Below are 22,488 nucleotides of genomic sequence, written 5' to 3'. Positions count from 1 at the left end.
CTGCACAACCTGTCTGACCACATGTACGTCTACGTGGAAGGCTACCTGGGTACTGGTGATGACTACCAGGGCCTGAACCAGGACGACAAGACCGACCTGGCTGTAGGTGCCACCTACTACTTCTAATCCAGACTCAGTCTGATCAGAAGTCAGTAAACAAGCCGGCGACCCTCGGGTCGCCGGTTTTTTTATGCCCGAAAGTCGGCGGATAGGCTGGTGTCCCGGTTCTGACACCGGTGTTTTGCTACCATAACGGGGCGTCAAACAGACCTCCGGAGCCTTCCCATGCCGCAAGAGCTTGAAATCAAGCTGACCCTGTCGCCCGCCGCCCAGAAGCGGGCCCATAATTGGCTGCTGATGCACGCCCCGGCGGAAGCCGCCCCCGCCCAGACCCTGGTCAATATTTATTACGACACGCCCTCGACGGATCTGGCCCGCCTCAAGGCCGCTTTGCGCGTGCGCCAGGTGGGCGGTGAATTCATCCAGACCCTGAAAACCCGGGGCGAGCTGGTCAACGGCGCCCACCGGCGCGAGGAATGGGAATGGCCGCTGCCCAGCGCCAGGCTGGATACCGAGCTGCTGAAAGAGACACCAATTGCCGGCCGGCTCCCCCTCGCGGACCTGACGCCCGTCTTCGAGACCAATTTCGAGCGCCGTCCGGTGATCCTAGACGATGGCCTGGCCCGCATCGAATGCGCGTTTGACAGTGGTCGTATCATTGCCGGCGCCCAGCAGCGTGCCCTGCACGAGCTGGAGCTGGAGCTCAAGGCCGGCGCCGAGTCACAGTTGCTGGTCTGGGCCCGGCGGCTGGCTGCCGAGGCGGCGATGTTCCTCAATCCCATCAGCAAAGCCGAGCAGGGCTATTACCTGGCCGGGCTGGCACTACCGCCGAAAGGCCGTGAGAGTGACCCTTGCAATGAATTCAACCGGGCTCTGGGCCGACTCTGGCTGACGGGAGAGGGCATGGCAGCGGTGCTTGATGCCATGGCGGCCCTGGAAGACAGGGCCAGGGAACAGGACGTGCTGGCGGACTGGCAGTGGCTGCGGGAGCGGATGGCCGGGGATACCGGTGGAGACCCGTTCAGTGATTCGCGGCTGGGGCGATTTCAGCTGGCTTTGGTGGCGCCGAGCAACGACGCCTAGCGATCATTTTGCTCCAGGACGTCATTGCCAGCCCGCTTCTGCATGTCGTGCCATTTGCGGATAAACTGACGATGGCGTTCGAGGGCCTCCTCCACCACTTCCACGCCAGGCGTTTCCTGGGATTTCACCAGCACGATCAGGCCTTTGCCTTCGACTTCGCCCTTCGGGTCCGGGTGGCAGACCACTTCGCCATCCAGATCGATGTAGGCCAGCGCGGTGCCAATGCCATCCCGGATCAGGGCAGAGACGATATCGGACCAGGTGAGGTCGTCCAGCGATAGCTCGTAGCGGTGGGGGTGATCCTGCTGGTAGTTGAACAGGTCCTCCAGCACTTTCTCGGTACCCGGCGACACCACCGCGCGCACCATGATTTCCGGGTAGGTTCGGACCGGGCGGATGATGGTCTGCACCCCCAGCGCCTTGAAGCGGGCCCGATTTTCATCACGAACACACTCGACGGTCACCCGGTGCGCCAGTTTGAGCTCGCTCAGGCGATGGGCGATGTCGAAGGTCAGGCTGTCCGACTCGGGTTCCGCTTCGTCCGGTGCCAGCAGCAGGATATGGCGGGCATCAGCGATATGAACCGCCTTTAGCGCCCTCGGGTCGCTGCCGGCGCCGTGGTAGTGGGTCAGACCCTCATCCTTCAACTCCGGCGGCAGACCGCTGCTGTATTGCTGGGTCAGAATCTGGATAGGTACCGTCTCATAGGAGGGCATCTGGCGGAGCTGAGAAGCGACTCGGTGGAAATACTGCTCGCCACCCTGACGAGGGGTATTGATGATCACGATGTGGTTTTTCATGGGGTATATCCAGCGTCCTGAAACCATGCGTTCACGGCGATAGAAACGATACTCGATGAAGTCGCTGATGATCAGCGTCAACAGCGTAATGGCCAGCACGTACATCACCACCATGGTGCTGACCCGGCCGATGGTGGTTTTGGGCACGAAATCGCCGTAGCCAACGGTGGTCAGCGTGGTCATGGTCAGGTACGCCGCCTCGAAGACCGTGAGGTCCTCGGCCAGTGTCAGCACGATGACCTGGAGCAGGACCAGCACGCCCAGCGCAATGAAAAGACGTTTCAGTCGGCTCCGGATGATCCCCGCCATAGGCAGGTGCGAGAGCTGGTGTTCTGGATTCAGTGCCTGACGATTTCCTAGCATGGCGCGCTGCGTTGGTTACGGATGGGTTGGTGGAGACATCCACCGGTTCGGTATACAGTACGCGAAATATAACAGAGACACAGAGGTTTGCGTTATGACCGAGCCATGGCTGGCCCTTCCCGAGTCCCTCCAGAGTGAGGTCGCCGAGGCCTGGTCCGCGCTTCGGGAGGCCGGCCGAGGGGCCGACTGGCTTGACCTCAAGGAGGCGGATCGGGTCCAGGGCATGGCCCGTAGCACCTTCCTGAAGGAACAGCTGGTGCGTCATCCGGAGGCCGTGGAGCGGCTGGTCAAGGCGCGACCGCTGTCCGAACCCACTACTCCGGAATTCCTGGCCGGCCGCTGGCAGGATTACCTGCAGGACGTGGACAGCGAGGCGGCGCTGCATCGGGCCCTGCGGCGGTTCCGTCAGGAAACCCAGTTCCGCATCATCTGGCGCGACCTCATGCGCTGGTCGGACCTGGACGAAACCCTGGCGGCCACCAGCGCGCTGGCGGACACCTGCATCCAGGGCGCACTGGACTGGCTCTACGAGGATTCCTGCCACCAGTTCGGCACGCCCTGGGGCCCAGATGCCGTGACCGGCGAGCCGGCGCCGCAGCCGATGATCGTGCTGGGGATGGGCAAGCTGGGTGGGCGGGAACTCAACGTGTCCTCCGACATCGACCTGATCTTTGCCTTTCCCGGCAAGGGTGAAACCCGCGGTGGCCGCCGCGCCCTGGACAACCAGCAGTTCTTCATCCGCCTCGGCCAGCGCCTGATCCAGGCGCTTGACCAGATGACCGCGGACGGTTTCGTGTTCCGGGTGGACATGCGGCTGCGGCCCTACGGCCAGAGCGGCGCGCTGGCGCTGAGTTTTGCCGCCCTGGAAACCTACTACCAGGACCAGGGGCGGGACTGGGAGCGGTACGCCATGGTCAAGGCCAGAGTGGTGGCCGGTGACCAGAAAGCGGGGGCGGTGCTGATGGAGAGCCTGCGTCCGTTCGTGTATCGCAAGTACATCGACTTCAGTGCCTTCGAGTCGCTGCGCAGCATGAAATCGATGATCAACCGGGAGGTGCGGCGCAAGGGCCTGGAAAACAACATCAAGCTTGGCCGTGGCGGTATCCGGGAAATCGAGTTCGTGGTGCAGGCTTTCCAGCTGATCCGGGGTGGTCGCGACAGGGAGCTGCAGCAGCGCGAACTGCTCAATATCCTGCCGGAGCTGGAAAAGCTGGACCTGTTGCCGCCGGAGGTGGTGGAGGAACTGCGCCAGGCCTACGTGTTCCTGCGTAACCTGGAGCATGCCCTGCAGGGCATCAACGACCAGCAGACCCAGCTGCTTCCGGATGAGCCCGCCATGCGGGACCGGGTCGCGCTGATCATGGAGTACGACAGTTGGGACAGCTTCATGGCCGCCCTGGACCATCACCGGGACCGGGTCGCCCACCACTTTGCCAACATCATAGCCCTGGAGGACGAGGAGCAGGAGGAGAACGGCCCTGATGAAGCCTGGCAGGAACTCTGGCTGGGTGAGATGGACGAGGACGCCGCCCTGGCCTGGCTGCAGGAGCACGGCTACGAGGATCCCGCCGCCAGCCTGGAAGCGCTGAATCTGCTGCGCAACGGCCGGCCGGTGCAGACCATGCAGACCCAGGGCCGGCGCCGGCTCAACCAGTTCATGCCCATGCTGCTGCTGGCCCTGAACGAAGTGGAGTGCCCCTCCCGAACCCTGGCCCGTGTGCTGCAGCTGGTGGAGGCGGTTCTGCGGAGGACAGCCTACCTGGTGCTCCTGCTGGAAAACCCCGGCGCCTGCAGCCAGCTGGTGAGGCTGTGCAGTGACAGCCCCTGGATCGCCAAGCAACTGGCGGAAACCCCACTGCTGCTGGATGAGCTGCTGAACGCCCAGAATCTGTACAGCCCACCCGCCAAGAGTGAGCTGCAGGACGATCTGCGCCAGCAGATGCTGCGGATTCCCTATGAGGATCTTGAGGAGCAGATGGAGTCCCTGCGTCACTTCAAGAAGGCCCATATTCTGCGGGTGGCGGCCTCGGAGCTGCGTGGGACGCTGCCGCTGATGAAAGTGAGCGATTACCTGACCTGGATCGCCGAGGTGGTGCTGGACCATGTAGTCACCGTGGCCTACGCCAACCTGGTGAGCCGTCACGGCTACCCCCGTCGGTCGGACGGCTCACCCTGTGATCTCGACTTCGCTGTCGTGGGTTACGGCAAGCTCGGCGGTATCGAGCTGGGCTATACCTCGGATCTGGACCTGGTTTTCGTGCACTCGGCGGACCCTCAGCAATCAACCGACGGCGACCGCTCCATCGATAACGCTGTGTTCTTTACCCGCCTGGGCCAGCGCATTGTCCATATCCTCAGCACCCAGACTCCCTCCGGGCAGCTTTACGAAGTGGACATGCGCCTGCGCCCCTCCGGCAATTCCGGGCTGCTGGTCAGCACCCTGCCGGCGTTCGAGAAGTACCAGCGCGAGGACGCCTGGACCTGGGAGCATCAGGCCCTGGCCCGGGCCCGCGGGGTGGCGGGCGCCGGCCATACCCTGACCGAGTTCGAGGCCATACGCCACCAGGTGCTTTGCAAGGAGCGGGATCCGGACGCTCTCCGGGAAGAAGTGGTAACCATGCGGGAGCGCATGCGGGCCAGTCTCGGTACGCCGGAAACCGCCGGCGAGCCGGAGGTCTTCCATCTCAAGCATGATCGCGGCGGCATCATCGATATCGAATTCATGGTCCAGTACCTGATGCTGGCCCACAGTCATAAGCACCCGGAGCTGACCCAGTGGTCCGACAATATCCGGCAGATGGAGGAGCTGGGCCGGGCCGGGATCATGGCGGTGGCGGACACCGAGCAGCTGCGGGAGGCCTACATCACCCTTCGCTCCACCATCCATCGGCGGGCCCTGCAGAACCTCAACAGCCAGGTCGCGGCCGGCAGTTTCCAGGCTGAGCGGGACTACATCGCCGGCATGTGGGACCAGGTCATGCTGGCGGCCCGCTGACCCGGGTCAGGGCGCCGAGCGGATCAGATCGACGATTTCGCCGTTGGCCTTCATCTGCTCGATGGCCTTCTGGAACAGCGGAATGTAGTCGGTGAGATCCGACTTGCGGGAGATGAACAGGGTGCCGTCCATGCCCTCACTGATGGCATGACTGCGAAAATCCGAAGCCTCGTGGCCGCTGGCATAGATCACCCGTTCAAGGATGGCGTCGAAGCTGATCAGGGCTGCGACCCGGCCCCGGTCCACCAGATCCAGGCCCTGCTTTGGGCCTTTTACCGTCACCTTTTCCGCCTCCGGCTTGTCGGCGAACGGCTCGCCGTAGTAGGTGCCCTCCACGTAGGCGACCGATTTGCCGGCCAGATCCTCCAGGCCCATGATGCTTTGGTCTGGCAGCGTGGTCAGCACAATGCGGGTATCGAAGAGCTTCGCGATGGCAATGCCTGCCGCCTCGCTGCGGGGGCTGCGGAACAGCGTGGCAAAATCGGCGCTGCCGGACTCCAGCTCCGTCAGGGCGCGCTTGTGGGGCCGCAACTGGTATCGGACAGGTACGTCCGCCAGTTCCGCCATGCGGTCCACCAGGGCAACCACAATGCCCGCCGGCTCGCCGCTCTCGGATCGGTAGCCCCAGGGGGCTATCTCGGGTACCACAAACACCGCGGGCTTCCTGGGGGTGGCGCCCTCCATCTCGACGGCTTCCTGTACCGCCCAGAGGCTCGGGGCAAGGAACATCAGAAACACGGTCACCAGATACCGGAAGGGTTGGGTCATAAAAGCTTGGCTCGCTGAATCTTAAGGGATTTCTCCTGCTGCGAACAAAGGCTGCAGCCAGGGGCTCTGCTACCCCCAGTATAGTCATTCTGGCTGTGTGTAAACCCGCGTGATCGGTAGGCAAGGGCCCCTTCGTCCCCGGGATATTTCCTGCTAGAATGCCGGTTTTCGCACTATGCCTGCTTTAGGAGCAAAGACAATGTCAATGGCAGATCGTGATGGCCTGATCTGGCTGGATGGTGAAATGGTGCCCTGGCGCGACGCCAAGGTTCACGTGCTGACCCACACCCTGCATTACGGTCTGGGCTGCTTCGAGGGCGTGCGGGCCTACAACACCGCCAAGGGGCCGGCCATTTTCCGCCTGCAGCAGCACACTGACCGGCTGTTCCGCTCCGCGCATATCCTCAACATGGAGATGCCGTTCAGTAAGGAGCAGGTCAACGAGGCCCAGCTGCAGGCCGTACGGGACAACAACCTGGACGAAGCCTACCTGCGCCCCATGGTGTTCCTGGGCTCGGAGGGCATGGGCCTGCGGGCGGACAACCTCAAGGTGCACCTGATGATTGCCGCCTGGAGCTGGCCGTCCTACATGTCGCCGGAAGCCAAGGAGCTGGGGATCAAGGTCCGTACCTCGTCCTACACCCGGCACCATGTCAACATCACCATGTGCAAGGCCAAGGCCAACGGCAACTACATCAATTCCATGCTGGCCCTTAACGAGGCCATCGCCAGCGGCTGTGAGGAAGCCTTGCTGTTGGACAACGAAGGCTACGTGGCGGAAGGCTCCGGCGAGAACATCTTTATCCTGCGGGATGGCGTGCTGCACACACCGGAACTGACTTCCTGCCTGGAAGGCATCACCCGCCAGACCATCCTTGACTTCTGCAAGGAGCTGGGCGTGCCGGTACGTGAGCGCCGCATCACCCGCGACGAAGTCTACATCGCCGACGAGGCCTTCTTCACCGGCACCGCCGCCGAGGTTCTGCCCATCCGTGAACTGGACGGCCGCACCATCGGCGCCGGCAAGCGCGGTCCGCTGACCGAGAAGCTGCAGGGCATGTACTTCGACGCGGTCAAGGGCAAGCGGGAAGCCAACCAGGGCTGGCTGTCCTACGTCCGGGCCTGACACACCTGATTGGGCGGGTTGGTGGTTTCAGACGCCAACCCGCTGTCACCCCCATCTGACTGGAGCCAGAGCACGCCATGGCTGACGTAATCACCGTACCGGTATCCTTTGGCGAGGTGCTGGACAAGATCACCATCCTCGAGATCAAGTCCGAGCGCATCAAGGACCCGGAAAAGCTCAAGAACGTACGCACCGAGCTGGAAGAGCTGACCGAGACCTGGAATCGTTCGGTGCCGGACCAGGCTGCCATCGCGGACGCCCGCGAGCGCCTGAAAGCGGTCAACGAGGAGCTCTGGGTGATCGAGGACGACATCCGCGACCAGGAAGCCGCACAGGATTTCGGCCCCCGCTTTATCGAGCTGGCCCGTTCGGTCTATTTCAGGAACGACCGGCGCGCCGCCATCAAGAAGGAAATCAACCTGGCGCTGGGCTCCCGCTACGTGGAAGAGAAGTCCTACCAGGACTACACCGCACGCAAATAAACGCCGGCACAGTCAGGCCTGCGCTGCTACCCACCGATCCAGCATGGCCGTGGCGTCCGCCACGGTCACCAGCTCCATCGCCCCCTCGAATTCCGCCTTGGCGCCCCAGCGGGCCTGTGACACCGTCTTGCCGGTGAATTTTTGCAGGGCCTCGGGGTAGCGATTCACGCACCATTGCAGCGAATTGTAGGGGCCGGAGCGGTAAGGGTTGCTGGCGGCGAAAATGCCCAGCACATCGGTGCCCATGGCGCTGGCGATGTGGGCCGGGCCGGTATCCGGCGCCACCACAAGGTCGGCTCCGGCCAGCAGGGCCGTCAGCTGTTTGAGGGTATCCTTGCCGCAGATGTTGGTGACCGGCTCCGCCATGGCTTTTTCGATCTGCTCGCAGTAGGCAAGCTCCGAGGGCGCCGGGCTGCCGACCAGCAGCACCTTCATGCGGTGCTCCCGGCTGGCATGATCCGCCAGGGCGGCATAACGCTCGGCAGGCCAGTTTCGCAATGGATGGCTGGCGCAGGGGCTGATCACCAGGTTGCGCCGGTCCGGATCCAGATGCTGGCGCGCGAAGGCATGAGCATCCTCGGGCAGCGGAATCTGCCACTTCGGCGGCGCCGGTTTCAGGCCCAGCGGAACCAGGAAACTGGCCAGGCAGTCCCGTACATGCTGACCGGAGGCCGGTGGTATGCGCCGGTTGATGAACAGGCTGTGGAGGTCCTTGCTCCGCAGGCGGTCATAGCCCACCTTGACGGGTGCCGGAATCAGGGCCGCCGCCAGGTTGGCCCGGAAGGCCACCTGCATGTGCAGCAGCGCATCGAACCGCCGGCCCTTCATCTTTTTGCGCAGCTCACGATAGCCCGCCAGCCCGGCCTTTTTGTCGAAGATGATGAACTCCACCCCGGGCAGATCGCCCACCAGTTTGGCTTCCAGCTTGCCGATTACCCAGGTGATGCGGGCCTGGGGCAGTTGCTGCTGCAGCGACAGCACAACAGGAACCACGTGGGTAACATCGCCCAGGGCGGAGAGGCGCAGGATGCAGATTGAGGTGAGCAAACCGGAAGTGTCCTTTGGGGTTGTCGGCGACTAGGGCTTTGTGGACCAAGACTGATAGACTGCGCCAGATTCTACCTTAATTACATGGGGTTCGGCATAAGGTGACGGCTCAGTCTGAGGTCTATATTGCCGGTGTCCGCTCCGGGATTCTGGTAACACCGTCTTTGGCGAACCGGATTTCCGAGCAGTGGTTCGATCCGCGGTACTGGGGAGACAACGCCCGGCCGGTGGCCGAAGGTGGTCGTGGCGGTGCCTGGTTCGTAGAATCCGAGCACGGCCCGATGGTGCTCCGGGAATATCGGCGCGGCGGCCTGGTGGCCTCGCTCTCGGAGCAGAATTATATCTACGCCGGGGAGTCCTCGGTCAGGTCATTCGCCGAGTATCGCCTCACGGCCCAGCTTGCCTCGCTTGGCCTGCCGGTACCCGCCCCGGCCGCGGCCTATTACCGCCGGATCTCTCCTCTGACCTATCAGGCAAGAATACTGGTGGAGCGCTTGACGGGCGTTTGTGCTCTGGCGGAGCACCCCGGTGCGGAGAAAAGCAGTCTCTGGGTAAGGACCGGTGAGGTGATCCGCCAGTTTCACGACGCGGGGCTGGATCATGTTGACCTCAACTGTCACAACATCCTCGTCGATGATGGCCGTGTCTATCTCATTGATTTCGACCGATGCAGGCTGCACCCGTCTGCTCAGGGCGGCGGCCGCTGGCGGATGGCGAACCTGGAGCGTCTGAAGCGTTCCTGCGCCAAATTGTTCGGGTTCTGGTCCGTCGAGGGCGACCGGCTCTGGCAGGCTTTCCTGACCGGTTACGAAGGCGGGTCAGGGGCGAGTACGCGATAGGCTGAACTACTGTCCGCCGTACTTGCGCCCGTGGCGTTTGCGCCAGAAGCGATAGCTGGCCCGAACCAGGCGCTCCTGCCACGGGGAAAGCTGCGCCGCGGAGAAATAGGCAGTGAGGAAGCGGTCAAAGAGGGTCTGGTCGAGGCCGGCCTCGATGCGCAGGCGGTGAAACTCCTTGCCAATGTGCACAAGCATCAGCAGGCTTCCCGGCCGGAAAAAACGGGACCGGCCAAAGTCGATGAAGGCAATGCTATCAGGATCCTTTTCCGGCACGATGAAGTTGTCCGGTTGGGGATCCAGGGTCACCACCCCTCAGTGGTGGAACTGTGCCAGCAGTTCGGCAATCTTTTCCAGCACGGTGTCATCGACGCGTCCAATCGGTCGATCGGGAATCATTTCCCTCGCGTAGAGTACGCTGGTGCATTTGGCGTCGGCATGTCTGACGGTAATGAAGCCAAGACTCTTCGGAGCGGAAAAGCCCTCGAGCCGGGTCAGTGCGGCATGCTCTCGGAGCCAGACTCGCCGATGGTCGCGGCGACCGGGAAAGTGGGTGAAGCGTTTGAGCACGTGTCCCGAGGGCGTGAGCAGAACTTCGCGCAGGGTCCGGTATACCCAGCGGGATTTGACGTGGTTGAATTCCTGCAACTGCTGCGGCCGCGACACGATGCCATTTCGCAGTAGAAAGTCGATTTCCGCCTGCTGCCAAGTCGGATTCTTGTGGGATGTTTCGCTCATGGTATGCTTCGCTGCCGCCAATCCATCGGGTCAGGTGTGCAGGGGCACCTGCGTGTTGCGGACCTGAAAGATACCAAGTATTACCAATGGATGTTAGTGAATTTGCCGGATCGAGAGAGGATGTCAGAGTTGCAACCCAGTGTGCTGGTGGTCACGGACAAATGTGACCTTGCTGAAACCCAGCTGATTCTCGGCCTTCATCGGGCGGGTATCGATCTGCGCGTTGCCTGCAACCCCGAGGGCCCCAATTTTAGGGCACTTGAGGAGGCCGGCATCGTCGCCGCCCGGATCAGGCTCCAGGGCCGTTTCGACAAAGAAGGCACAGCCACGCTCCGCCGGCTCCTCGATGAGCGCGAAACCGATGTGATCCATTGCTTCAACCCCAGGGCGCTGGCCTGCTCACTGAGGGCCAGCCGCGGCCGCAAGGTTGCCGTTGTGGCCTACCGCGGGGTGATCGGTAATGTCAGCTTTCTCAATCCGGAATCCTGGCTGACGTTCCTGAACCCGAGACTCAATCGTATTGTCTGTGTCTCCGATGCTGTCAAAGCCTATTTCGAGAATCTGAGATTCCTCTGGTGGCGACTGCCTGCTCAGCGTCTCACGCGGATCTACAAGGGGCACGATCTGGCCTGGTACACGGCGCCGGCCGCGGATCTTGGCGAGTTCGGCTTTCCGCCGGAGGCCTTCGTGTTTTGCTGTATCGGTCGCGACCGGCCGGGTAAGGGCTTCCGGACGCTGATAGAGGCCATGGATCTGATTCCCGATGAAAGTCCTGTCCATCTTCTGCTGGTCGGCGACCTGAAAGGCAATGCCGAGCTCAAGGCTCAGATTGAGCAATGCCGCCATGCCGGCCGCATCCGCTTGGCGGGTTTTCGCAAAAACGCACCGCAGATTGCGGCAGCTTGTGACGCCATGGTCCTGCCATCGGAAAGTGAGGGTTTGCCGCGGGTGGTGATTGAGGCCATGGCCTACCAGCGCCCCGTGGTGGTAACCGAAGCCGGCGGCATGCCCGAGCTGGTGCGCGACGGACAGGAAGGTCTGGTTGTGCCTGTACGCGCCCCCCAGGCGCTCGCCAATGCCATGTCGCGACTGGCCGATGACCCCGACAAGGCTGCGTCAATGGGCCGGCGTGGCCAGCGCCGGATCGAGGAAGCGTTCCATGCCCGCACCACGGTGCGGGAAACGGCAGAGCTGTACCAGGAACTCAAGGCGGAGTTGACGTCATGAAGCGGTACCTTTTCTTCGTGAACCAGCCCTATTCCTACTCCATTCTCCGGCCCCTGCAGGAAGAAATCCGCCGCCGTGGGGACCAGGCGGCCTGGTTCGTGGCTGGTTGCTCAACGGCGCCGCTGCGCCCGGATGAGAAGCGGCTTGCGACCGTGGCGGAGGTGATGGACTATCAGGCGGATGCCACCTTTGTGCCCGGCGACTGGGTGCCTTATTTCTTCCCCGGCATCAAGGTTGAGGTCTTCCACGGCATGGCCAGGAACAAGCGCGGTCACAGTAGTGAGGCCGAGAGCGATCACTACAAGATCCGTGGCTGGTTTGACCTCTACTGTACCCACGCCGACAAGGATACTGCCAAGTTTCAGCAACTGGCCGAACAGCATGGCCATTTCCGTGTCGCCAAGACCGGCTGGCCAAAGCTGGATCCGTTACTGGCCCGGGGGCAGGCCGGGGAAAGACAGCGGGGGCCAGGTGAGCCGCCAACTGTATTTTACGCGTCCACCTTCAGCCGCTCGGTCACCTCGGCACCGCAACTGGCGGACACCATCGAACATCTGGCCAATAGCGGTCGCTGGCGATTTATCGTGACGTTACATCCCAAGATGGATTCGGATGTGGTGGCCCGGTACCGGCGAATGCAGGGGCCGGGGCTGCGTTTTGTCGAGAGTGACGCGGATCTGCTCGACATCCTGCCGGAGGCGGACCTGATGTTGTGTGACACCTCCTCCATCATGTTTGAATTCATGTTCCTGGATCGTCCCGTGGTGACCTTCCGGACCAAGATGCCGGGGCCCTACCTGATTGACGTTGATCGGATCGAGGATGTAGAAGCGGCACTCGAACAGGCGGCAGGTCGCCCTGAGAACCTGCTGGCGGAGGCCCGTCGTCTCTGCCTTGAGTTGCACAGTTTCCAGGATGGCAAGTCCAGTGCCCGAGTACTGGATGCGGCTGAAGCCTTCCTTGCCGGGGAGATGGGCAGGCCCGCCCGAAAGCCGCTCAACCTGTTGCGCAAGTGGAAGGTGCGTCGCCGCCTGGTCCGGGAGTTGAAGCGTTGAGATGCTATGCCCCCCTGCGCCGGCCGCACGCGACCTCGTGTCGACGGATCAAACGTCAGTGAATGGAACGACAAGTCATGGTAGTCAAGAGCCAGAAGACCGACCTGCACATCGCCGCCTGTTGCGACCAGAACTATCTGCCCTATACGGCGGTCATGATGGTGTCGGCTGCGCGCCGGCTCGATCAGGCTTATCGACCGGTGTTCCACTTTGTGGCGGTCGATATTGCGGATCACTGGCTCACCCGGCTGTCGGAGGAAGTCACCAGACACGGTGGCGACCTGAAGGTTTACCAGCCCGACACAACTGCCTTCAAGGGCTTGCCGACCCTCAGGTACGGGGATGCGGTTTACCACCGGATCCTGCTGGCGGAGTATCTGCCGGAGGATATCCACCGGGTTATCTATATCGACGCCGACACCTATGTGGTGGATGACATTGCCAAGCTGTGGCAAACCGATCTGTCCGGCCACCCGGTGGGGGCCGTGGAGGATCTTTCCCGCTCGGCCTGCAAAACCATCGACATCCCCCGGCCAAAGTATTTCAACTCCGGTGTCCTGGTCATGGATCTCGATGCCTGGCGCCAGCAGGGCATTGCGCGGAAGGTGGTTCGCTATGCCGCCGACAATGCCCACCGGCTCAATTACGTGGATCAGTGCAGTCTCAACGCGGTACTCCACAAGGATTGGGCGCGCCTGCCACCACGCTGGAATCAGCAGGCCACTGTCTACAAGGCATTGAACCGCCACAGCGCCGGCAGTGGCTATGAGAAAGCCGAGTTGCGTGAGGCCATCCGGAATCCGGCAATCTACCATTTCACCGGTCGCGAGAAGCCCTGGCTCTGGTACTGCTTTGCGCCCGTCAAACATGAGTACCGGGCCTTGCTCGACAGCCTGGAATGGACAGAAGAACTGCGGCCAAAGGAAAACCTGGGGGACAAACTGGAAGCGGTACTCTCGCTCCGCAAGCAGGCACAGTACCTGGGCCGTCTGATGGTCTGGCTTTTTCACAGGAAGCGGGGGAGCCACTGACGTGAGCCGAATTCCCAAGACACTGCATTTCGTCTGGGTTGGAGACGAATCCCTCCGGCCCGATGCGTACATTGATACCTGGCGCCGCAAGCATCCGGACTTCACCGTGAAAGTCTGGGGCAACGATGACTGGCACAATGGTGACTGGGTCAACCGTCGTCATATGGATGCGTTTGTGGCCCATGGCAAGGAATACCGGGCCGTGGCGGATATCATGCGCTGGGAGATACTGCTGAAGGAAGGTGGCTTCGCCCTGGATGCCGATTCGGTCTGCATCAACCCTCTGCCGGAGTGGTTGTTTGATTGCAGTCTATTCGCAGCATGGGAGAACGAATACGTCAGACCCGGGCTGGTGGCCAACGGTTATGTCGGAGCGGAGCCCGGCCACAGCGTTATGGCCGCCATGGTTGATCGTCTCGACTCGCAGCGGGACCTGGCGCGACGGTTCGTCTGGTACAAAATGAAGTACAAGCGCCGCAGGGCCTGGAACACCACCGGCCCGATACCCTTTACCGAAACCCTGTTTGCCAGCGCCGATCGCAGCGCGACGCTCCTGCCCAGCCATTTCTTTCTGCCCATCCACCACTCCGGTGAGCGTTACTCCGGCACCGGCCCCATTTATTCCTGTGAACTCTTTGCCGGGACCCACTCGCAGAATTACGACTCGGTCTACGGTGCGCTGCTGAAGAATGACCCATTGGCCCTGGAGCGCAATGTCAGGGAGCAGCTCGGTCTGCCGGTGGAAATCGGAGAAGTTCAGGAGTGAAGTCGATCCGCGATCTGTCACCAGGGATGTTGATCAATGTCTCGTTGCTGGCGTTTCTTTTCCTTGCCCTGCTGGTGCCGTGGAAAGACCTCTACCGGGTGTTCTTCTTTCTCGGAGTCATGCCGGGCGTGCTCTGGAGCCTCAAACGGTACGGTCTGCCGGCCCAGTTCCGTTCAGCGGCACCGTGCCTGCTGGCGCTTCTGATTATCTACCTGGCCTGTAACTCCTTTTTCGTCAGTGCGGTGGGTTTCTCGGAGAGCCTGGATCAGTTTCGCTGGGGCATCGAGGTGCTGTTTCTGATGGGTGGCGTGCTGATCGCCGGTAACGTCTGGATTGCCCAGCCCCGCCGGTATGGTCTGCTGTTTCTGTCGGCAGTCGCTTTTGCCGGCCTTTCGGTACTGATTCCCTACCTCTGGGAAGGAAAATTTTCGACCCGTCTTGCCGGCTACGGCTTCCTTTCCCACCCTATCCAGGGGGCTTCGACCCTGCTGGTGCTTTGGACCATGGGCGTATCACTACTGGGCCTGGCCAATGCCGGCCGCTGGCTGGACCGGATTCTGGTGCTTGCCAGCGCGGCCATTGTGATCGCTGTTGCGGTCTTCTCCCAGAGCCGGGGGCCGGTCATCGCCGGTATCCTGATGCTGCTGCTTGCGGTGGCGGCGCGGGGAATTTCGGTGCCACGGTTGCGGCTGTGGTCACTGCTGGCAGTGGCGGGCGGGCTGGCGCTGGTAGCGGGGATTGGCTGGTGGGCCAGCGAGACGCCGGACAGCTGGCTTTACCAGGTGATGACCCAGCGGGGCTTCTCCTACCGCCCGGAAATATGGAGCGCCATTCTTGCCAATTGCCAGGGCTTCTGGCTCTGGGGTGAGGGTACCTCCACCGACTTTGCCAACACGGCGCCCGGCTCTGTACTCAAGGAAACCATGGGTTACGCGTTTGATCACAGCCATAACCTGTTCCTTCAGACCTTCCTGGCAGGGGGTATGTTCGCTCTGACGCTCCTGCTGCTGGCGATCGGCATCATGGTGTTCAGGCTCTTCCGCCTATACGGCGTGAGCCGCAGCCCGGTGGCTCTTACCGGTCTCGGCGTCATGCTGGTGACCGTGATGGTCAACTTCACCGATACCGCACGCCTGCTATCGTCGCCGACGCCGGACTGGGTGCTGCTGTGGCTGCCCCTGTTTTTCGTTTCCCTGCTGACAGGGCGCCATGGGGTTTCTGCCGATGCCCCGGCAACTGCGGAAGGCCGGGGACTATGAGCGCATTGAGGCGACAACTGAATCGCTGGTTGCTCAACTACCGTTACCGGCTTGAGCGCACCCACCATCCGCAGCTGTTCGCCATCCTCCTTGCCAGTTACCTGGAGCGCAACCAGGGGCGGGCGAGCTTCCTCCAGATCGGAGCCAACGACGGCGTGCGCTTCGACCCGCTTCACGAGTTCATCAACGCCTCCCGCTATCAGTTTCGCGGTGTTCTGGTGGAGCCGGTGCCCCGCCTTTATGCCGCCCTGGAGCAGATCTACGCCCACAGGCCCGGCATCACGCCAATCAACGTCGCTGTCCACAACACTCACACCAGTGCGAGCCTGTTTGCCGTTCGTGAGGCCTGTGAGGCCAGTCTTCCGGAATGGGTGCGGGGCATTGCCTCTTTTGATCGTCAGCACCTGAACCGGCCTGAGCTGCCGGCTGACTGCATCGAGGAAATAAAGGTGCCGTGCCGGTCGGTCGCCGACATTGTGCTGGCTTACGACCTGACCCCACTGGACCTGCTGCAGATCGACACCGAGGGCTACGATGCCGAGATCATCCGGAATCTGGATTTCAGCGTCTGCCAGCCCGCCATCATTCATTTCGAACACGGTCTGCCGGATCAGGTTATGACAGACGCCGCCTTCTCCGAGCTGCGGCAGTTGCTTAATTCACACGGTTACCAGGTGCTGACGGAGCGCTACGACGCTATCGCCATCCGGCACGATGTCACCGTTTGACCACAAGCGCTCGCGGGCTATTTTCGCCCCAAAGTCCACAGCCCCGCATACTTGTTGAAGGTTACCTGGGCGTAGGTCACCGCCGTCAGATAACCCACCTGGCCGTCGAGGAAGCCGAAGCGCAGGAAATAGACCTGCACGAAGGTCATCAGGCCCCGCAGGGTGGGGTAGATCAGGGTGCGGGTCTTCTTGCCGCGGCGGTGCTTTTCGCGGGCTCCCAGCCAGGCATACTTGGCGCTTTTCTCCAGTGAGTGGCCGTAGTCGCGGTGAGTGTAGTGGGTCAGCCGGCCCCGCAGGGTCCGCACCTTGCGGCCCGAGGGGATCAGGATCTTCTCGTGTACCAGGGCGTCGGAGAAGCTCACGCCCTCACGCCGGAACAGTCTCAGGGGAGCGCGGCCACTGCGTCCGAAGTCCAGGCGACGGCCGTAAATGGTGACCGCCCAGGGCAGCTTGTAGGCGTCCGCATCCGGGTCCGCCAGGTGGTGGTTGATCTCCCGGGCCAGCTCTTCGGTAATTCTCTCGTCGGCGTCGATGGACAGCACCCAGTCTCCGGTGGCCCGGTCCAGGGCCCGCTGTTTCTGGATGCCAAAGCCCGGCCAGTCGGTCACTTCCACCACGTCCGCATACCGGCGGGCGATCTCCACCGTATCGTCGGTGCTGCCGCTGTCCAGCACGATGATCTCGTCGGCCACCTGCCGCACGGAGGCCAGGCAGTCGCCGATGTTGTCCGCTTCGTTCATGGTGATCACCGTGGCGGACACTTTCACCTTGCGGTCACGATAATAGGATGCCGTGAGCTCGGTGAAGAAGGCGCTGGCCAGAGCGGCAACAAGCACCAGGTAAACGGTGATGAACAAGCTGCGATTGAAAGTGGCCTCGGTCAGGCCGAACAGCAGGTAGGCGGCGGCTACCACCGTGCCGGCCACCGCCAGGTGACGGGTCGCGCAGTGGCCAGTGCCCAGATAGCGGCCAAACAGCCACAGGGGCAGGCCAATCAGGAACAGCCAGCTCAGCAGGCCGGGCAGCCCACGGGTCGCCAGGATATGCAGGATGTCGTTGTGGGCGTGGCCGGTGCAGCAGTCCAGCACCCCGACCACCACTTGGTCGCCCGCAGCCGCCCGCAGCGCCACCTCATAGCCGTCCAGGCCGACGCCGGTAACGGGGTTGGCCGTGAACAGTTCCCACGCGAATTGCCAGATCACCAGGCGTAGCTGGATACCGGCGTCAGGACTGCCCGCCGCCAGCGTGCTCAGGGTATCCTGGACCCGGTCACTGGCCAGGGCCAGGCTGGTCACCAGAACCACTACCGCAATAACAGCGGGGATTCGCAGCCGGCGGCCCACCAGGGGCAACAGCAGGAATAACAGCAGCGGCAATGCCACCAGGTTGCTTCGGGTCTGGGACAGCAAGGCGCCGGCGAGGGCCAGGATAGCTGCCAGCAGCGCCAGCGCGGCCAGTCCCCGGGCCGCTGTGCGGGCAAAATAGGCGCAGGCCACCAGGCTCAGCACGCCGCTGAGCAGGGCCAGGTTGCCAAAGGTGATGGCGTTGAGGCTGCCTCCGGCCCGGCGCGCGAGCAGTTGGTCCAGATCCATGCCCGGGCTGAACCAGTCCAGGCCCACAGCCAGGGGTACGGAAAGACCCGCGAGGGTGGCGGTGATAAAAAGGCCGCGGGCGCCCAGCGCCGCCCAGGTGAACACCAGCACCAGCGGCCAGAACAGGATCAGCCTGGCGTGGGTGCCGAGGGGTTTGAGGGCCTCGTAACTGAAACCGGACACCACCCAGCCATAGGCACTTACCAGCACGAAGAACCAGAATCCGAAATGCAGCAGCCGCAGCTCTTTGGGGGGCTCCCAGCCCGCGCTGGTCAGGGTGTTGCGGTAACCCAGCCAGCCCCCGGCGATGGCCAGCAGCAGGGCAGCTGCGGCCAGCAGGCTGGAGGACAGCAGGGCGCCGGCCAGGCCGGCGGCGAGCAGGGCGGCAACGAGATTTTTGCGCCAGTCGGGCGATGGGGATACGGAGGCGTCGGACAAGGCGGCTTACCTGAGTCTGGTGGTGGCTGGTGTGGCGTTTGACACTAGCACACCCGATTCGGGTTGTAAGGGTTGATCTCTCCGGGCGGCCGATGGCGCAGGCGCTTGTATTCCCACTGGTACTGGGCCGGGATCAGGCGGACGGCGTCCTCGATGGAGCGGTTGAGAGCCGTGGCGGCGGTTTCGCTGTTGCTGTCGTCCAGGCCCGGTTCCGTCTCCCGGATAACCAGACGGAAGCCCCGTGCCCCGGGCAGGCGCTCGGCGTAAGTTACCAGCGCCCGGGCGCCGGTGCGCTGCATGAGCTTGGAGACCAGTGTCATGGTCTTGACCTCCATGCCAAAAAAGGGCGCGAAGGCGTTGCCCTTGCCCCGGGGCGACTGATCCGGGAGTATGCCGGCAATGCCGCCCTCCCGCAGTATGCCAGCCAGTCGCGCCAGGCCACGGCGGTCGCCCCGGACCAGTTCCGAGCCCAGGCGGCCGCGCACCTTGATCATGTACTCTTCGAATTCCCGGATGTGGGGCGGGCTATACAGGGCGGCCATCCTGTAGCGGGATGAGAAGTAAAGCCCCGCCAGCTCCCAGTTGCCCAGATGAGGCGCCAGCAGGATCAGGCCGCGTTTCTCATCGAACACCTTGTCCAGCAGGTGGAGGCCTTCCACCTCGCGAATCAGTTCCAGGCATTTTTCCACCGGCCACTCCCACATCAGCGGGATTTCCATTAAGGTCTTACCGGTGTGTCGCAGGCTGTCCCGGGCGAGCTGCTGGCGGGCCGGTTCGTCCAGTTCCGGAAAGCAGATGGCGAGGTTGGTTTCGGTGACCTGCCGGGACTTGGTATTGCAATGCCACCCCAGCAGGCCCAACAGGCTCCCCAGTCGTTGCGCCGCTCCCAGGGGCAGCAGGCTGACGACCTTTAACAGGAAGGCGATGGTGTAGTACTTGAGGGCTCTCATGCAGCGCCCGTTCCTCTGGAGTCTGTAACGGCGAAGGAAACTACCACTGTCCCGGATGATGCGCAATCCAGGCGCCGATTGCCAATATACGGCGCGCCAGCCAGGGGAAGCACGATGCCAGAACCGCTGTCGGTCTATTTCATCACCCTCAACGAGGAAGCCCGGCTGGGCCGTGCGCTGGCCAGGGTGGCCGGCCTGGCGGACGAGATCATCGTGGTGGATTCCGGCAGCGAAGATGGCACTCGCGCCATTGCCGAATCCTTCGGCGCCCGTTTTGTCCACCACCCCTGGCAGGGCTTTGCCTGCCAGAAGGCCTACGCCGCCAGCCTCTGCCGCAACAACTGGGTGCTGGACCTGGATGCCGACGAGGTGCTCTCCGACAAACTCGTGGCCAACATTTGCGAACGCTTCGCCCGGCGCCAGCCGCCGGACCTGGCAGGCTACCGGATGCGCTGGGTGCTGTCCCAGCCCATGCCGGGGCATCCCTTCCGGCACGACAAGCCCAAGAAGATCCTGCGCCTGTACGACCGCACCAAGGCCGCGATCGTGCCCGAGCCCTACAGCAACGACGACCGGCCCCGGGTCAGGGCAGGCCGGGTGGCCTTCATGCCCGGCGATGTCCTGCACCAGACCCTGGTCAATCTGGAGCAGATGGAGACCAAGTACCTGAAACTCTCCAGTGAGCAGGCCCGGTTCATGGCGGCGAAAGGTCGTCGCATTTCGGGCGCGCGGCTGGTGGTGGAGTTCCCGCTGAAATTCCTCAAGTACTACCTGATTCACCGCCAGATACTGAACGGATGGTACGGCCTGAGCGTGTCCATCGTGGCCGCCAACCGGAACTTCATGCGCCTGGCCAAGGCCCGGGAGCTGCAGATGCTGGCGGCGCTGGAGCGTCAGGCGTCGGAGCGACAGGCATCGGAGAGACAGGCGCGGTAGAACGCCAGGGTCTGGGTGGTCATGGCCTCCAGGGTCAAAGTGGTGGCGGCGGTTTGGAACGCCTGCTGCTGGGCCGCCCGCAGCTCTGGAATCCGGTCCAGCCAGTGTGCCAGCAGGCTGGCGAGTGCTGCGCTGGAGCTGTCCCGGGCAATACTGTTGTGCGGCAGGCAGTCCATGACCCCGCTGACCGGCGTGGCCAGCACCGGACACGTCACCAGCAGAGCCTCCACCATCAGGTAGGGAAAGCCCTCCCGGTGAGAGCTGATGACGCAGGCATCGGCGTGGCTCAGCCAGGCGGGCACATCATCCCGAAAGCCCATGAACAGCACCCGGTCCTGAAAGCCTAGGGTCTGCGCCTGACTCTCCAGTTTTGCCCGTTCCGGACCCTCACCCAGAATCACCAGACGGTGCCGAGTTGACAGATCGGCCCAGGCCTTCAGCAGGTTATCGAAACCCTTGACCGCCACCAGCCGGCCGGCGGCAACCACCAGGGCGCCGTCGGCGGGCGGACGGGGCATGTGATCCGGCCTTGCCGGCCTCCGGGCGGGCACGGCGCAGCCGTTGGGAATCACCGTCACCCGGGGATGTTCCAGGCTCTCTGCAATCAGGCTGCTGACCGCGATCACGCCGTCCAGGCGCTTGAAAGCCCGGTGCGAGGTCTTGGTGCCATGCACGGTACCGATGCTGGTCCGGCAGCTCTTGCCGGCGGGGCCGCTGAGCAGTTGGGCGGCCTTGTTGCCCTGGGCGTGGGCAATGTCAGGCGCGATACGCCTGAGCAGGCGACCCAGGGAAAACCCCAGCCAGGGATGGTGCCGGCTGAGGTGAACCGGCAGGGCATGGAAGTGCAAAGGCGGCGCGAACCTTGCCTGGTAGCGGCGGTCGGCGAGAATATGCACCTGGTGGCCACCGTCTGCCAAATGCCTGGCCAGATCCAGGGTGTGCTTCTCCATGCCGCCCCAGGTGGACCCTGGCGTCGCCAGCAGCAGCGCAATCCGCAAAGGGCTATTCATCGGGTGCCGCTGGCCCTTTCAGCCAGTGCGCGCTGGTAGACCGCGAGCGTGGCTTCCACCTGGGCGTCGAGGCGGAAGCGGCGGGGCAGGCGGATACGGTATTCGGTCTGGTCCAGCAGGGCCATGGCGCAGTGGGCGAAGGCTTCGGTGTCATCGGGATTCACCAGGCCTTCCGGGAAGCAGGCCCGCAGGGTTTCGGCAGCGCCACCCCGGTCAAAGGCCACCACCGGGGTCCCGGAAGCCAGGGCTTCGGTGACCGTGCGGCCAAAGGGTTCGGGCTTGGTGGACATGTGGCAGACCAGGTCGGCCGCCAGGTAGAGCTCCGCCATGTCGCTGCGCTGGCCCAGGAAGGAGACCGCCTCATTGAGCCCCAATTCGCGCCGGCGCTGCTCCAGCTCCTGCAGGAAGCGCTCCTTGCCGGGCTCCGCTCCGCCCACTATCAGGCCGTGGCACTCCGGCCGCTGTCCCACGATGCGGGCCATGACTTCCAGGAACTGCAGCTGACCTTTCCAGCGGGAGATGCGGCCCGGCATCAGCAGCAGGCGTTTGCCGCGCAACTGGGGCTGCTGGCTGTGCAGCTGTTCCAGCCAGCCAGGATCCAGTGTGGCCCTGCGAAAGCCGTCCACGTCCACGCCCCGCTGGATGACAGTGAGGCGTTGCGGGTCCACCCGGTAGTTGTCCACCACATAGTCCCGGACGCAGTTGGAGACCGCGATCAGTTGCTGCGCCCGCGCCATCACGGCGCTGTAGGGGTTGACCGAGTACATGCCGTGGAAGGTGGCCACCAGAGCCGGTCGCTCCTTCGGTGGCAGCCCGCGCCAGGCCAGGTAGATGATCCAGGCCGGCATGCGGGAGCGCACATGGACGATGTCGGGCCGGAACTCGCGCAGTAACGCCCGCACCGGGCGGATCTGACCGAAGGAACGCAGGGATTTGCGGTGCACCGGTCGGGTGATGTGGGTGCTGCCCTGTTCTTCCAGCTGTTTCGCCAGTGGCCCGCCGGAGGACAGGACGATGGACTCGTGGCCGCGGCGCACCAGTTCGGCGGCAAATTCCACGGTGCCACGCTCCACACCGCCACTGTGCAGGGCCGGCAGAACCTGGAGGATCCTCATCGCTCGCCGCCCCCCAGGAAGCGCTGGATGACCCAGCGGGCGGCCCTGTCGGCCTCCCACAAGGGTGCGGCCTCCTGGCCCCG

At 63.3% G+C, this 22,488-nt stretch carries 21 protein-coding genes; 12 read left to right on the top strand and 9 right to left on the bottom strand.

What is annotated here, in order from left to right; all coding sequences use genetic code 11:
* Positions 1-285: 285 nt before the first annotated feature.
* Entirely contained in the window at positions 286-1,143 is an 858-nt protein-coding gene (locus R3280_RS10200) for a CYTH domain-containing protein (protein ID WP_318998500.1), read from the top strand.
* On the opposite strand, the gene R3280_RS10195 is transcribed toward R3280_RS10200, so the two are convergent.
* Complete coding sequence (locus R3280_RS10195; RefSeq protein WP_318998499.1) at positions 1,140-2,306, bottom strand: ion channel; 1,167 nt, start codon at positions 2,304-2,306, stop codon at positions 1,140-1,142. The two genes, R3280_RS10200 and R3280_RS10195, sit on opposite strands and share 4 nt — an antisense overlap.
* Before the next feature lie 94 nt (positions 2,307-2,400).
* Here R3280_RS10195 and glnE point away from each other — a divergent pair, with 94 nt between their 5' ends.
* Entirely contained in the window at positions 2,401-5,301 is a 2,901-nt protein-coding gene (glnE, locus tag R3280_RS10190) for a bifunctional [glutamate--ammonia ligase]-adenylyl-L-tyrosine phosphorylase/[glutamate--ammonia-ligase] adenylyltransferase (protein ID WP_318998498.1), read from the top strand.
* 6 nt (positions 5,302-5,307) lie between these two features.
* Here glnE and R3280_RS10185 read toward each other — a convergent pair whose 3' ends face one another.
* Positions 5,308-6,069, bottom strand: coding sequence for a substrate-binding periplasmic protein (locus R3280_RS10185; RefSeq protein ID WP_318998497.1), 762 nt, complete (start codon positions 6,067-6,069; stop codon positions 5,308-5,310).
* Between the two features lie 199 nt (positions 6,070-6,268).
* Between R3280_RS10185 and R3280_RS10180 the strand changes: the two genes are divergently transcribed.
* Both R3280_RS10180 and R3280_RS10175 read left to right on the top strand, forming a co-directional pair.
* Positions 6,269-7,195 carry a branched-chain amino acid transaminase gene (locus R3280_RS10180; protein ID WP_318998496.1) on the top strand — a complete coding sequence of 309 codons (927 nt, stop codon included), beginning with the start codon at positions 6,269-6,271 and terminating at the stop codon, positions 7,193-7,195.
* Positions 7,196-7,272: 77 nt separating this feature from the next.
* On the top strand, positions 7,273-7,677 hold the full coding sequence (locus R3280_RS10175; RefSeq protein WP_318998495.1) for a DUF6165 family protein: 405 nt from the start codon (positions 7,273-7,275) through the stop codon (positions 7,675-7,677).
* 12 nt (positions 7,678-7,689) lie between these two features.
* Here the strand turns inward: R3280_RS10175 and R3280_RS10170 are convergent, their stop codons facing one another.
* Entirely contained in the window at positions 7,690-8,724 is a 1,035-nt protein-coding gene (locus R3280_RS10170; protein ID WP_318998494.1) for a glycosyltransferase family 9 protein, read from the bottom strand.
* Positions 8,725-8,825: 101 nt separating this feature from the next.
* On the opposite strand from R3280_RS10170, the gene R3280_RS10165 reads away from it, so the two are divergent.
* Entirely contained in the window at positions 8,826-9,563 is a 738-nt protein-coding gene (locus R3280_RS10165; RefSeq protein WP_318998493.1) for a 3-deoxy-D-manno-octulosonic acid kinase, read from the top strand.
* Positions 9,564-9,569: 6 nt separating this feature from the next.
* Here the strand turns inward: R3280_RS10165 and R3280_RS10160 are convergent, their stop codons facing one another.
* Both R3280_RS10160 and R3280_RS10155 read right to left on the bottom strand, forming a co-directional pair.
* Complete coding sequence (locus tag R3280_RS10160) at positions 9,570-9,869, bottom strand: hypothetical protein (RefSeq protein ID WP_318998492.1); 300 nt, start codon at positions 9,867-9,869, stop codon at positions 9,570-9,572.
* Positions 9,870-9,875: 6 nt separating this feature from the next.
* Complete coding sequence (locus tag R3280_RS10155; protein WP_318998491.1) at positions 9,876-10,298, bottom strand: hypothetical protein; 423 nt, start codon at positions 10,296-10,298, stop codon at positions 9,876-9,878.
* A gap of 3 nt (positions 10,299-10,301) precedes the next feature.
* Here R3280_RS10155 and R3280_RS10150 point away from each other — a divergent pair, with 3 nt between their 5' ends.
* From R3280_RS10150 to R3280_RS10125, 6 genes are all read left to right on the top strand, one after another.
* Positions 10,302-11,525, top strand: a complete 1,224-nt coding sequence (locus R3280_RS10150) for a glycosyltransferase family 4 protein (RefSeq protein WP_318998490.1) — start codon at positions 10,302-10,304, stop codon at positions 11,523-11,525.
* Positions 11,522-12,580 carry a CDP-glycerol glycerophosphotransferase family protein gene (locus R3280_RS10145; RefSeq protein ID WP_318998489.1) on the top strand — a complete coding sequence of 353 codons (1,059 nt, stop codon included), beginning with the start codon at positions 11,522-11,524 and terminating at the stop codon, positions 12,578-12,580. Before R3280_RS10150 ends, R3280_RS10145 begins: the two co-directional genes overlap by 4 nt.
* Before the next feature lie 77 nt (positions 12,581-12,657).
* Complete coding sequence (locus R3280_RS10140) at positions 12,658-13,611, top strand: glycosyltransferase family 8 protein (protein WP_318998488.1); 954 nt, start codon at positions 12,658-12,660, stop codon at positions 13,609-13,611.
* Position 13,612: 1 nt separating this feature from the next.
* Positions 13,613-14,377, top strand: coding sequence for a glycosyltransferase family 32 protein (locus R3280_RS10135; RefSeq protein ID WP_318998487.1), 765 nt, complete (start codon positions 13,613-13,615; stop codon positions 14,375-14,377).
* Positions 14,374-15,636: an O-antigen ligase family protein gene (locus R3280_RS10130; protein ID WP_318998486.1), complete on the top strand. Its 1,263-nt coding sequence runs from the start codon at positions 14,374-14,376 to the stop codon at positions 15,634-15,636. Before R3280_RS10135 ends, R3280_RS10130 begins: the two co-directional genes overlap by 4 nt.
* Positions 15,633-16,364 carry an FkbM family methyltransferase gene (locus tag R3280_RS10125; RefSeq protein WP_318998485.1) on the top strand — a complete coding sequence of 244 codons (732 nt, stop codon included), beginning with the start codon at positions 15,633-15,635 and terminating at the stop codon, positions 16,362-16,364. Before R3280_RS10130 ends, R3280_RS10125 begins: the two co-directional genes overlap by 4 nt.
* Before the next feature lie 17 nt (positions 16,365-16,381).
* On the opposite strand, the gene R3280_RS10120 is transcribed toward R3280_RS10125, so the two are convergent.
* Together R3280_RS10120 and R3280_RS10115 are read right to left on the bottom strand one after the other, a co-directional pair.
* Positions 16,382-18,394 (bottom strand): O-antigen ligase family protein, encoded by a 2,013-nt coding sequence (locus R3280_RS10120; RefSeq protein WP_318998484.1) that lies wholly within the window; start codon positions 18,392-18,394, stop codon positions 16,382-16,384.
* A 44-nt stretch (positions 18,395-18,438) separates the two neighbouring features.
* Positions 18,439-19,344, bottom strand: a complete 906-nt coding sequence (locus tag R3280_RS10115) for a lysophospholipid acyltransferase family protein (protein WP_318998483.1) — start codon at positions 19,342-19,344, stop codon at positions 18,439-18,441.
* A 114-nt stretch (positions 19,345-19,458) separates the two neighbouring features.
* On the opposite strand from R3280_RS10115, the gene R3280_RS10110 reads away from it, so the two are divergent.
* Positions 19,459-20,280, top strand: coding sequence for a glycosyltransferase family 2 protein (locus R3280_RS10110; RefSeq protein ID WP_318998482.1), 822 nt, complete (start codon positions 19,459-19,461; stop codon positions 20,278-20,280).
* Here the strand turns inward: R3280_RS10110 and R3280_RS10105 are convergent.
* Both R3280_RS10105 and R3280_RS10100 read right to left on the bottom strand, forming a co-directional pair.
* Positions 20,238-21,290: a glycosyltransferase gene (locus R3280_RS10105; protein WP_318998481.1), complete on the bottom strand. Its 1,053-nt coding sequence runs from the start codon at positions 21,288-21,290 to the stop codon at positions 20,238-20,240. The two genes, R3280_RS10110 and R3280_RS10105, sit on opposite strands and share 43 nt — an antisense overlap.
* Positions 21,287-22,405, bottom strand: a complete 1,119-nt coding sequence (locus R3280_RS10100; protein ID WP_318998480.1) for a glycosyltransferase family 4 protein — start codon at positions 22,403-22,405, stop codon at positions 21,287-21,289. The genes R3280_RS10105 and R3280_RS10100 overlap by 4 nt, the downstream gene beginning before the upstream one ends.
* Positions 22,406-22,488 lie beyond the last annotated feature (83 nt).

The organism is Marinobacter sp., assembly GCF_033722195.1.
In the GTDB taxonomy this organism is placed as follows: Bacteria; Pseudomonadota; Gammaproteobacteria; order Pseudomonadales; family Oleiphilaceae; genus Marinobacter.
The sequence above is the reverse complement of the archived record's forward strand: the minus strand, read 5'-3'. Positions and strand labels throughout refer to the sequence as shown.